The sequence below is a fragment of the Noviherbaspirillum autotrophicum genome, from assembly GCF_000818395.1.
GTDB classification, from domain to species: domain Bacteria; phylum Pseudomonadota; class Gammaproteobacteria; order Burkholderiales; family Burkholderiaceae_D; genus Noviherbaspirillum; species Noviherbaspirillum autotrophicum.
In genome coordinates this window covers 3,901,654-3,913,040 of sequence record NZ_JWJG01000028.1, presented here as the reverse complement: position 1 = coordinate 3,913,040, position 11,387 = coordinate 3,901,654, and the positions used below count along the sequence as shown (strand labels likewise).

Sequence of the window (11,387 nt, the reverse complement as noted above, 5' to 3'; positions counted from 1 at the left end):
CCGCTCGATCGGCGAGTCGGTCACCATCGTCACCGGCTTCATCTTCATCGTTTGCGTGCTGCTGTTCCGGCGCGGCATCGTGGGCGAGCTGGCCGCGTTTGGCAAAAGGGTCAAGCCGGCGCCGGTCCCGCTGCACGCGCCGGTGGTCAAGACGGCAGAGGGCTGAGGCCATGTTCGCCATCATCCCGCGCCTGGCTGGCGCGTGCCTGGCATTGTCCCTTGCCTGCGGTTCAGCAAGCGCCGAGGAACTGGTGATTGGCCAGGTAGCGCCGTTGAGCGGCGTGCTGGCAGACACCGGCAGGGATATGGTGCTGGGGGCCAGAGTCTATTTCGATTACGTGAACGATCACGGTGGCGTGCATGGAAGGAAGATCCGTCACGTGGTCAAGGACGACGGCTACCAGGTTGCGGAAACGGTGCGCCTGACAAGAGAGGTGATCGCCAAGGACGGCGCACTGGCGCTGATCGGTTTTGCAGGCACAGGCAACGTCGCAGAGTTGCTGGCGCAGAAGGTGCTGGAACAGGCCGGGATCGCACTGGTTGCTCCCTATACCGGCGGCGAAGTGCTGCGCGAGCCGTTCAATCCCTACATCTTCCATATCCGCGCCGGTTATGCCGACGAGACGGAAGGCATCGTCAATCAGCTGGTAATGCTGAACATGACGAGCATCGCGGTTATGTACCAGGACGATCCGTTTGGCAGGGCCGGGCTGGCCGGCGTGGAAGCGGCGCTGAAAAAACGCAACCTGAAGGTGGCAGCCACCGGTGCCTATGCAAAGAACACGGATGAGGTTGCCCAGACGGTGCGCGCCATCGCCCCCGCCAATCCGCAGGCGGTGATCATGATCTCGGTAAACAAGAGCACCGCCGCCTTCAGCAAGCAGATCAGAGCGGCGGCAACCATTCTGCAGCTGGTCAATATATCGGTTGTCAATCCGACGGAGCTGGCGCGCCTGATCGGCACTAGCAACGCACGCGGCATCGGCATCGCGCAGGTGATGCCGTATCCGTACTCGCCGACGGTCGCGATCGTGAAGGAATACCAGCAGGCGATGAAGCGCTATGCGCCCGGCACAGAGCCGTCGTATGCCAGCCTGGAGGAATTTATCGGAGCCAAGGTGCTGGTCGAGGGATTGCGCCGCGCAGGGCCAAATCCGACGCGCGAGAAAGTCATCCAGGCACTGGAATCGCTCCACGCATTCGACGTCGGCGGCTTCACCTTGAACTTTTCATCGGACAACCGGATCGGCTCGCGCTTCGTCGAAATCACAGTCATCGGTAAGGACGGACGCTTGCTGCGCTAGTACGCGATTTTCAATATTCCAATAACAGAAGAGACGACAAATGCACATCGGTAACCTGATCACGCGGCATGCCCGCTATCGGCCGCATCATCCGGCTGTCATTTTCGGCGGAAAGCGCCTCCGCTACGACGCGTTCAACCGTCGCGTCAACCGCCTGGCGAATGCGATGCAACGGCACGGCGTGAGCAAGGGCCAGCGCATCGCCACGCTGCTGCCCAACTGCCTGGAGCTGCTTGAAATTTACTGGGCGGCGGCAAAGACGGGCGTTGTCGTCGTTCCCCTGTCGCCGATGCTGCTTGGTTCCGGACTGGCCGGATTGCTGGGCGATTCCGATGCCGTGTTGCTGTTTACCAATTCGGCATTGCGCCCGGTGGTCGACGAGGCGCGGCACATGCTGCCGCAGATGGTGGACGGTAGTATCGTGCTCACCGATGGCGGCGCCGCCGGTTATCTGCATTATGAAGGCTTCACCGATGGACCGGAAACCGAGCCGCAGGATGCCGGCCTCGTAGGCGACGATGTCTACAACATCATGTACACCAGCGGCACCACCGGCCTGCCAAAGGGCATCGTGCATACGCACCGCATCCGCGCCAACTATGGCACGCTGCTGGCCAATGCGTTCCGTATCGGGCCGGATGCGGTCGTGCTGCATACCGGCTCCATCGTCTTCAACGGAGCATTCACCACGCTGATGCCGTGCTTTTACAGCGGCGCCACCTACATCCTCCATCCGCAGTTCGACGTCGAGGCCCTGATCGATACGGTCAAGCGCGAGAAGGTGACGCACATGATGATGGTGCCGTCGCAGATCGTCGCCATGATGGCGTCGCCGCGCTTCGAGCCGGAAGCGATGCGTTCGCTGCAAATGATCCTCTCGCTCGGCGCGCCACTGCACAACGAGCACAAGGAAAGGCTGAACCGGCATTTGCCTGGCCGCTTCTATGAACTGTACGGGCTGACGGAAGGTTTTATGACCATCCTCGACCGCGACGACGCGCTGCGCAAGCAGGGTTCGGTCGGCGTGCCGCCACCGTTTTCCGACATGCGCATCATGCTGGAAGACGGGCGCATAGCGGCGTCCAACGAGATCGGCGAGATCGTCGGTCGCGGCCCCTTGCTGATGCCCGGCTATTTCAAACGCCCCGATCTGACCGCGCAGGCGGTGGTCGATGGCTGGCTCTATACCGGCGATCTCGGCTACACCGACGAGGACGGTTATCTGTACCTGGTCGACCGCAAGAAGGAAATGATCGACAGCGGTGGCGTGAAGATTTATCCGCGCGATATCGAAGACATTGTCGTGCGCCATCCGCTGGTGCAGGAAGTGGCGGTATTCGGGATTCCGCATGAAAAATGGGGCGAGACGCCGCTGGCGGCCGTCGTGCTCAAGGAGCGCGGCTTGATCGACGCCGAAGCGTTGCGTGACTGGATCAACGACCGTGTCAGTGCCCGCTATCAGCGCGTGAGCGCGGTGGCGATCATTGACGAGTTCCCGCGCAACGCGGCGGGCAAGATTCTCAAGCGTGAGTTGCGCGATGCATATTGGAAGGAGAAGGGCACCCGTATTTAACCGAAGACAGCCATTGAGGGGAACACTGGCTATTCAGGGAGACGAAAATGAAAAAATTAATTGGCAAGATAATGATGTGCATGTGTCTTATCGGCTTTCAGGGGACAGTTGACGCAGCCGAGCGCGGTACGGCGGACGAAGCGGTGGCGCTGGTCAGAAAGGCGATTGCCTACATCAAGGCCAATGGCCGGGAAAAGGCATTTGCCGAATTCAGCGACCCGTCCGGGCAGTTCAAGGATCGCGACCTGTACATCATGGTGTATGACATGAGCGGCAACAACAAGGCGCACGGCGCCAATCCCAAGCTGATCGGCAAGAACCTCAGCGCCATCAAGGATGCCGACGGCCATTTCATCGTCAAGTCGTTCATCGACGTGGCCCGTGCCAAGGGCCATGGCTGGGTCGATTACAAGTGGCCCAATCCGGTATCGAATGCAGTCGAGCCCAAGTCGACTTATGTCGAACGATACGAGGACATCCTGCTCGGCTGCGGAATCTACAAGTAAACGTCGGCTATCGGGGCCGCCGCACGGCAGATTGACTGCCACGCGGCGGTTTGATGGACGCTACTATGTCGCAACCATCTTTTCAAGGATGCGCTATACGCCGTACGGATAGGTTTCGGGAACTTCTCCAGGCGTCCAGTGCGGCGAGAGATCGAGCGGCTGCAGCGCATGCGTCTGATCGACATGGATGACGGCGTCGAACTGCCGTGCCATATAGGCATGGAAGTAGTGGCTCACGCGCTCCGTCTCGGGCAGGTAGATTACGCCGATGGCGCGCTCCATGCGGCGCTCGCCCAGCAGTTCCTGCACGCGCTGCATTCCGCGAATCGGCAGGAAAAAGGCGGGTGCGTGGACATGATGAAGCAGGCGCTCGAAGCTGTCCGCCGCCGAAGGGCGCACCGTCTTCAGTTCGGCCGGGGCGTCCCAGTCCGATGCCGCCGTGACCGTTCCGGCGTGGGTGGTGAACCCGAGCAGGAAGCAGTCGTCGCCCGCCTGCTGGCGTACCAGTTGACCGAGGTTGAGCTGCCCGCGTTCGCCCATCTCCGTCGCTCTCGCGTCGCCGATATGGGAGTTGTGCGCCCATACGATGACCTTGGCACGGCTGCCCTTGCTCCTGGCGACGTGATCCCGCAGCAAGCGCAGGGTGTCGGCCATGTGCGTGTCGCGCAGGTTCCATGATTCGTCGCGCCCCTGGAACATGGATCGGTAATAGGCTTCCGCATTTTGCGCCACCCGCGCATTCTGCTGCGCGTAAAACAGCTCGTCGATCTCGGACTGCGGCAAGCCGTCGAGCCGGCCTTCCAGCTGACGTTGCATGTCCGATTGCAGCTCGATCAGTTGCCGCACCACTTCATCTTCGCAATCCTTTTTCATGCCGAAGGTCGCTGCATATCCGTAGCGCTGCGGGTCTTCCGCCAGATGATCAAAGCAGCCATAGCGCGCACGGGCACGCTTGGCCGCTTCCGGATCGACTTGCGACAGGTAGCGCACCACGGCATCCATCGAGTTGCGCAGGCTGTACAGGTCAAGGCCGTAAAAACCGATCCGGCGTTCGGCCTGCTCGATCTGCTGGTTGTGCGTGCGCAGCCAGTCGACTAGCGCAACGATTTCCGTGTTGCGCCACATCCATTGCGGGAATCGCTGAAAGTTGCCGAGCGCTTCTTCCGCCAGCATGTCGGGAGGGGAGGAACGGGGTTTGACATGGTAGCGGCTGGAGCCCTGTACGTAGCGGCTCACGCGTAGCGCATCCGGCCAGTCCGCTTCGACGGCAATCGCGTCGAACCCCTTTTTCGTGATCAGATGCTTGCTGATTTCGGCACGCGCGCGATAAAACTCGCGCGTGCCGTGGGTGGCTTCGCCTAGCAACACGATCGACGCATCGCCGAGATGTTCAATGAGGGAGTCGTAATCGTCGTCGCGCTCGATCGGATGAACTTCCTGGCGCAGCGCTTCGTGGATGGAATGGTCAGACATAGCTTGCCTCTTGCATCGTTGCTACGCCGATGGCGCGTCTGTGCGGAGGCTTCCGTGGACGCGCAAATGTCGCCGGCGTCACGGTATTCGGTCGCCCGTTTGTTCAAAAGTTCAGCGTGGATCGGCGTGGGAAAAGCTGGCTGCGATGTGGGGCGGGAGAAGGTGCAGGCGAGATTAATTTGTTTCCATATGGAAATTAAATTGCCACAAAATGTGACACCAGTGCGCCCCATACAACACCATTTCCATATGTAAATATGTTCTTCTGGAAATGAATATTTCCGCATGGTATAAAACCGCCTGCTGTAACAAGATGTTACGAGAACGGTTCTCATGCGCTTCCGGCCCTTGGTTCGAGTTGCGAAGGTGCATGAAAACCGCTCTGCAGAAGCGGCCATTAATGTCGCGCCGGCCATTCATTGGTCAGGCATCATCTTTACTTCCAAGGGAGAAATAATGCGTATCAAGCTGCTGGCGCTCGCCGTAAGTGCCGCAATCACGTCCGTTCCGGCTTTCGCCGCTGATCTGTTTACCGTCGATGGCACGGTGACCTACGGAACAACACAGACTCAGTCGTATAGCTTCAAAACCGCGGAAGACGCACTGGATGCGTTCAAGAACGAAAATCTTCAGTCGCGTTTTTCAAACTACACGGATACTGCGCAGGCCAATTTGACGTTGGGTTTTCGCGGCCTGCCGATGGCGGTTTCGTATACAGCCAACTCCACCACACTGGTATTTTCAGTGCCGTCCCTCGGGATTACGCAGAGCTTCACCGGCACGACCCGCGATGCCAGCCAGGAGCAGTTCTCCGACTTCATGAAAAAGAACGGCGGCGACATCCTCAACCGCATCATGAAGAAGCTGGCCGAAGTGTCGCCGGATGATCCGGTCGCCGGCAACCCGAACAGCCTGATGGGCCAGATGGTCGCCAATGACTTTGCCAACGGTTTCTCCAATGTGGCGACGAATATCGGTGCTGCTCCGAATGAGAAAGTCAACAACCTGATCGGTATCGGCGCGCGCTTCACCTCGCTGCGCCAGAACGGCAACAACAGCAACAACTTCGCCATTCCGTTCTCCTACACCGTCCGCTCGGACATCGACCCGCGTCGCCAGCTGATCTTCAACCTGCCGGTGAGCTACACCGAGGTCGAAGGCGCGAAGGCATATTCCGCCGGCTTCGGCGCATCGTACCGTTTTCCGATGAACGATGCCTGGACCCTGACGCCGTCGCTCAACTACGGCCTGGCCGGATCGAGGGATTTGGGCGCGGTGGGCCAGGCAGTCGGCGCATCGATTGCCAGCACCTATATCTTCACCAAGCCGAGCTACGATATCGCAATCGGCAACATGGTCGGCCACTATCGCACGCTCAAGCTGACCGCCGGCGACTACTCTTACAATCCCGGCATCGCCAACACGGTATTCCGCAACGGCGTGATGTATTCGCGTCCGGTGACGGCATTCGGCAAGAAGATGTCGATCGAGTATTCACTGATCGATACCCGCTATACCGGCACCAAGCTGTACAACCAGGGCTATGACGAACTGGGCGTAACGCTCGGCACCAACAAGCGTGCCAATTCGGCGCGCAGCTTCTTCCGCGCCGGCGCCAGCTACCTGCATTCCGCCAGCAGCAAGGGCTTCACGCTCAATGTCGGCTACTGGTTCTGAACGTGCAGTGACAGGCAATTCGTAGGCAACATATAGGCAAGATACGGCAACGCAGAAAACGGCTTATGCGCATCCCAGCACTCGCATCGTTTGGTCTCGGTATTGTTCTCGCGCTCGGTTCGACCGCGTCATTCGCCATCTCCGGCAACGAACAGGTCGAGCTGGCCGGGGCGGGGCGGTACGAGGAGCTGCGCCAGGCGCTGGAGCAGGACGCGGCCAAGGGGCCGCTCAATACCCGTGATCTGCATGCGCTGTGTTTTTCCTATTCAAAAACCAAGCGCTACACCAAGCTGTTCGGCTGTCTCGACCGCCTGGCAGCCAATATCGCCGGCGGCGATACCAGCACCCGCTTGTTCGGGCTGGAAGACGCCACGCCGGTCGTCCACCTGATGCGTGCGGAAGCGCAGCTCGACCTTGCCAACTATCAGGCAGCATCCGACGAGGCGCAAAAGGCGCTGGACTGGTACAAGCGGGAAGACTCGGACGACACCGACATCCAGCTCAACGCGCTGGGGTTGCTGTCGATGGCGGCTACTTTGGGCGGCAACCGCGAGCAGGGTGAAAAATACGCGAAGCAGCTGGAAGCGGTCAGCACCTTAACCATTATGAGCAACGGCTATGTGTCCGCGAAGGCCATGGCGCTGGCAGCGGCGAATATGGCCTTGGGCAATTATCAGAAGACGCTGGACGCGATTGCGCAGGATCGCTTGTTCACGGTTCATGCCTTCCTCGATCGCGTCGTGAGCGGCGCCATCCTGACCGGGAAAAACAACTGGGCGTGGCAGGAATTGCCGCGCGCCTTCATGATGAACCGCGCTTTGCACGGCATCGGCAGAACAGCCGAAGCAAAGGCGGGATACGATCGCCTGCTTACCTTGCCGCAGGTGAAGGACAACGGCGAAATCTACTGGCTCATCCTGTTCGAGCGGGGACGCATCGCAGAGTCCGAAGGCAGGCTGGAAGAGGCGATCGATTTCTACAAGAAGTCGATCGAAATGATCGAACTGCAGCGCGCCAGCATCAATACCGAGACCAGCAAGATCGGTTTCGTCGGCGATAAGCAGCAGGTGTACGAACACCTGATCGATGCGCTCTACGCAAGCGGGCACCAGAAAGAGGCGTTCGAGTATATCGAGCGCTCCAAGTCGCGCGCGCTGGTGGATATGCTGGCGGCAAAGCAGGTGTCGGCGCTCCAGACATCGAATACCAAACAGGAAACCGCGCAACTGCTGGAGCAGTTCGACGAGTCGCAATCCGAACTGCTGGCGCAGGTGCCGGTGAGCGCCGCCGAAGGCAAGGCCAGCCAGCGCAGCATTGCGGCACAGACAGCAGGCAAGATCCGCTCGGCTGCGCCGGAGTTGAGCACGCTGATCTCGGTATCGTCGATTCCGGTGAACCACCTGCGCGACGTCCTCCCACCCAATGAAGCCTTGATCCAGTATTACTATCAGGGCCGCAACCTGTACGCCTCCGTCTATACCCATGCCGATGTGCATATGGTGAAGCTGGATGCGGAGGGCCTGGAAGACGATGTCCGAAAATTCCGCGCCGCGGTGGACCAGCAGGACGAGGGCGCCATCGCGCTGTCGCAGAAACTCTACGAGCGGCTGATCCGCCCGCTCGAAACCAGTCTCAGGCAGCGCCAGGGCTTGTTGATCATCCCGCATGGCGCCCTGCATTACCTGCCGTTCGCCGCGCTGCACGACGGGCGGAAATATCTGCTGGAGAGCTATTCGCTGCGTTCCCTGCCGAGCGCCAGCGTGCTGGAATACCTGCGTCCGGCCCGGATGAAAAGCGCGGCATCGATGCTGGTGCTGGGCAATCCTGACCTGGGCGCCGCCAAGTACGACTTGCCGAGCGCGCAGGTGGAAGCGCAAAAGATCGCCGGCCAGTCAGCTGGCGCCAAGCTGTTGCTGCGCCAGCAGGCGACCGAGACGATGCTGAAGACAAGCGCCGCCGATTATCCGGTGCTGCATATCGCCTCGCACGGTGTCTTCAACACTAAAAGGCCGCTCGACTCGGCGCTGCTGCTGGCAAAAGATGAGCAGAACGACGGCAAGCTGACGGTGGGCGAACTGTATTCGCTTAAGCTCAATGCCGACTTGGTCACGCTCAGCGCCTGCGAGACCGGGCTGGGGCAAATCAACAGCGGTGACGATGTGGTGGGCCTGACGCGCGGCTTCCTCTACGCAGGCAGCAGCAGCGTGGTTGCCAGCTTGTGGCAGGTTGATGACGAAGCAACCTCGCAATTGATGGTGCGGTTCTATTCCGAGCTCGCCGGCAAGCCGAAGGCCGAGGCGTTGCGCGCCGCGCAGCTGGAGGTCAAGAAGGCTTATCCGCATCCGTATTTCTGGTCGGCGTTTTACCTGACCGGCAGCGCGCAATAACGGGGCCGGCGGCTAGCGTTCGGCTCGCTGCTGCGCTTCCCATCCCTCGCGGAACTGGCGCCGGATTGCATCGAGCTCCGCATCCGTCATTCCGACTGCGGACGCGGCGAACATTTTCACGTCGGGCGTATGCATCAGGAAAGCCTGCATCTCGTTGGCCAGCAGTTCCTGGTCGTCAGCGTTATAGCCGCGCTTGCGCAGGAAGTGCGCGAACTTGCCGCCGCTTGCCTGGCTCGCCATGCCGCTCCAGAATGACATGACGTAGTCCCGATAGTGCGCATCGGTGGAAAAGTGCGCGTGCGACAGTTCGTGTTCCAGAATCACCTTGCGGTGCGCATCCTTGACCGTGCACGCGACGCAGCCGGGCACTGCCGATACCTGGGGCAGGGTGATGATCACAGTTTCCGGCTCACTGGCGACTAGTGTTGTGTCCACCGGCCGCAGCAAGCCGGCCTGCAACAACCAGTCGCGCAACTGCTGTTCGTCGCCGCTCAGTGCCACGTCTTGCAACCGTGCGGTATTGAAGAACCGGGCGAGCTGGCTGGCGCGGAAGTTATTGCCGACCGTGAGGGTTTCGATGCGTTGCGCATGCTGTTCCAGCCATTGCTGCACTTCGGATTGCGTCATGACGCGCGTTTTCGGCGCGCCGTGACGTTCCACAAACAGTACGACGCGTCCGAACATCCGCGCTTGTTCGCGCAAGGATGGGAAGTCGATCACGACCACACGGCTATTTTCCGACAGCAGATAAGGCGTGAAGCCGGTAACGACCGTCGATAGAATTTCTTCGCGTCCAGCTTGCGTGATGGCGCTCGATGCTGTGGTTTGCGCCCTTACGGTAGAGGCATCCTGGCCGAACGCGGGTAGCGCCAGCTCGCATAGCGCAACAAGCAGCAGGCCGGCAGCGGGTGCGATTCTCATGGCATGGTCCGTTCGAAAATAAAAAGGCTGCGAGCGTGATGCGTCGCAGCCTGTATTCGAAAAGGAGTATCGATCAGAGATCGACGATCACGCGCACGCGGCGGTTGACTTCGTCTTCCGGATTGTTCGGGTTGGCCGGCTCACTCGAACCTTTGCCCACGGCTTTAAGCTTGGCGGCTGAAATTCCATGGCGGACGGCCAGGTAGTTGCGTGCGGATTGGGCGCGCTTGAACGACAACGCCTGGTTATAGGAGGCGCTGCCCTTGGCATCGGCATGTCCTTCCAGGATGACCGATTTCGCCGCGGCCAGCTTGTCGGACTTCAGTGCTGCGGCGAGCTGGTCCAGCACATCCTTGCCGTCGTTGGTGAGTTGATCAGAATTGAACTGGAACTGGATATCTAGGTCGAGCGCGCGCGGCGCGGCTTTTTGCGGCGCTACTGCGGCAACGGGTTGCGCCGCCGGCTGAGCGGCTTGCGGAGCAGGTGCCGGCGCTTCAGACTCGTCGTTACTCAGTGATAGTCCGCGACGGCGGACCTTTCCGGTGGCGACAGGGACTTCCGGCTCGCCGCTCGGAGTGAGCGCCTGCAGAATCATGTCGCTGCTCGGCTTGCCACGCAATGATTTGACTTCCTGTGCATGCGCGCCAGCGATGACGGCGGCGCTCAAGGCAACAACTGCGGTTGTAATGAAGATGGTGCGCATGGAATATCCCCTGTTTCGATGTCGATGTTTCTTTGCGGCAAGTGTCTGGGCGAGTGTTGAATTGGTTTTACAACGTTGCCTCTGCAGACTTATTGTCTATAGTAAATATCGAGTTTATCATGCGCAAGTTATCTTGATGGTTGTCAAAAAACGGAAATGTTGATTGGGGCAACCGACCGATTCCCGCGAGGAAGTAAGGGCAAAAGATAATGCGGATGCGTCCTCGTGGCGCCACCGGACTAAGGCGCATTTTCGTTGTAATTCAAAATCATTGAGGGAGAAATAAGAATGAAGAAGCTGATCGCTGTTGCTGTCGTTTCCATGTTTGCTGGTGCCGCATTTGCACAGTCCCAATCCAAGGTCAACGCCGAAGATCTCAAGCAAAACCAGGCAGGCATGCTGAACTCGCAATCGATGGATCTGGGCAATGCAAAAGGTGGCGGCAAGTCTAACGTGTCGGCCAAGAACATCACCCAGAATCAAGCAGGGATGCTGAACAACCAGTCCGCTTCGATCGGCAACGCGTCGGGCAAGGGCAGCGAGTCGAAAGTGACCATCGGCGACGTCAAGCAAAACCAAGCTGGCATGCTGAACAACCAGAAGCTGTCCGTCGGCGACGCCAGCAACGGCGGCAAGTCGAAGGTGAACGTCAAGTCGGTCACGCAAAACCAGGCCGGCATGCTGAACAACCAGCAAGCAGCGATCGGCAATGCGGCTAACGGCGGCAAGTCCAACGTGAACCTCAAGAACGTGAACCAGAGCCAGGCTGGCATGCTGAACAACCAGAAAGCAAACGTAGGCAACGCGGAATAAGCCTGCTGCTATCGATGACACGGGGCCGAG

General features: G+C 59.7%; 9 protein-coding genes. 6 read left to right on the top strand and 3 right to left on the bottom strand.

The genetic code is table 11. From position 1 onward, the window contains the following. Nucleotides 1-170: 170 nt before the first annotated feature. Genes TSA66_RS19410 through TSA66_RS19400 form a run of 3 tightly spaced genes read left to right on the top strand, consistent with a single transcriptional unit; the run spans nt 171 to nt 3,383 of the window. Nucleotides 171-1,304, top strand: a complete 1,134-nt coding sequence (locus TSA66_RS19410; RefSeq protein ID WP_040041175.1) for an ABC transporter substrate-binding protein — start codon at nt 171-173, stop codon at nt 1,302-1,304. Nucleotides 1,305-1,344: 40 nt separating this feature from the next. After that, nucleotides 1,345-2,877 (top strand): class I adenylate-forming enzyme family protein, encoded by a 1,533-nt coding sequence (locus TSA66_RS19405; RefSeq protein ID WP_040041174.1) that lies wholly within the window; start codon nt 1,345-1,347, stop codon nt 2,875-2,877. Nucleotides 2,878-2,924: 47 nt separating this feature from the next. Continuing rightward, nucleotides 2,925-3,383: a cache domain-containing protein gene (locus TSA66_RS19400; protein WP_040041173.1), complete on the top strand. Its 459-nt coding sequence runs from the start codon at nt 2,925-2,927 to the stop codon at nt 3,381-3,383. A gap of 93 nt (nt 3,384-3,476) precedes the next feature. Here the strand turns inward: TSA66_RS19400 and TSA66_RS19395 are convergent, their stop codons facing one another. Beyond that, the gene (locus tag TSA66_RS19395; protein WP_040041172.1) at nt 3,477-4,856 is read right to left on the bottom strand and encodes an erythromycin esterase family protein; all 1,380 of its coding nucleotides are present in this window, start codon (nt 4,854-4,856) and stop codon (nt 3,477-3,479) included. Nucleotides 4,857-5,312: 456 nt separating this feature from the next. Between TSA66_RS19395 and TSA66_RS19390 the strand changes: the two genes are divergently transcribed. After that, complete coding sequence (locus TSA66_RS19390; RefSeq protein WP_040041171.1) at nt 5,313-6,533, top strand: hypothetical protein; 1,221 nt, start codon at nt 5,313-5,315, stop codon at nt 6,531-6,533. 65 nt (nt 6,534-6,598) lie between these two features. After that, nucleotides 6,599-8,920, top strand: a complete 2,322-nt coding sequence (locus TSA66_RS19385; protein WP_040041170.1) for a CHAT domain-containing protein — start codon at nt 6,599-6,601, stop codon at nt 8,918-8,920. A 12-nt stretch (nt 8,921-8,932) separates the two neighbouring features. On the opposite strand, the gene TSA66_RS19380 is transcribed toward TSA66_RS19385, so the two are convergent. Both TSA66_RS19380 and TSA66_RS25775 read right to left on the bottom strand, forming a co-directional pair. Continuing rightward, nucleotides 8,933-9,841 carry a hypothetical protein gene (locus TSA66_RS19380; protein WP_040041169.1) on the bottom strand — a complete coding sequence of 303 codons (909 nt, stop codon included), beginning with the start codon at nt 9,839-9,841 and terminating at the stop codon, nt 8,933-8,935. Nucleotides 9,842-9,914: 73 nt separating this feature from the next. Beyond that, nucleotides 9,915-10,544 (bottom strand): OmpA family protein, encoded by a 630-nt coding sequence (locus TSA66_RS25775; RefSeq protein WP_052452449.1) that lies wholly within the window; start codon nt 10,542-10,544, stop codon nt 9,915-9,917. A gap of 288 nt (nt 10,545-10,832) precedes the next feature. Between TSA66_RS25775 and TSA66_RS19370 the strand changes: the two genes are divergently transcribed. Further along, the gene (locus TSA66_RS19370) at nt 10,833-11,357 is read left to right on the top strand and encodes a hypothetical protein (RefSeq protein WP_040041168.1); all 525 of its coding nucleotides are present in this window, start codon (nt 10,833-10,835) and stop codon (nt 11,355-11,357) included. The last annotated feature ends 30 nt before the right edge of the window (nt 11,358-11,387 follow it).

Coding starts and splice junctions, on each gene's coding strand:
- TSA66_RS19410 (WP_040041175.1), top strand. CDS start 171: ATGTTCGCCATCATCCCGCGCCTGGCTGGCGCGTGCCTGGCATTGTCC.
- TSA66_RS25775 (WP_052452449.1), bottom strand. CDS start 10,544: ATGCGCACCATCTTCATTACAACCGCAGTTGTTGCCTTGAGCGCCGCC.
- TSA66_RS19405 (WP_040041174.1), top strand. CDS start 1,345: ATGCACATCGGTAACCTGATCACGCGGCATGCCCGCTATCGGCCGCAT.
- TSA66_RS19400 (WP_040041173.1), top strand. CDS start 2,925: ATGAAAAAATTAATTGGCAAGATAATGATGTGCATGTGTCTTATCGGC.
- TSA66_RS19385 (WP_040041170.1), top strand. CDS start 6,599: ATGCGCATCCCAGCACTCGCATCGTTTGGTCTCGGTATTGTTCTCGCG.
- TSA66_RS19370 (WP_040041168.1), top strand. CDS start 10,833: ATGAAGAAGCTGATCGCTGTTGCTGTCGTTTCCATGTTTGCTGGTGCC.
- TSA66_RS19395 (WP_040041172.1), bottom strand. CDS start 4,856: ATGTCTGACCATTCCATCCACGAAGCGCTGCGCCAGGAAGTTCATCCG.
- TSA66_RS19390 (WP_040041171.1), top strand. CDS start 5,313: ATGCGTATCAAGCTGCTGGCGCTCGCCGTAAGTGCCGCAATCACGTCC.
- TSA66_RS19380 (WP_040041169.1), bottom strand. CDS start 9,841: ATGAGAATCGCACCCGCTGCCGGCCTGCTGCTTGTTGCGCTATGCGAG.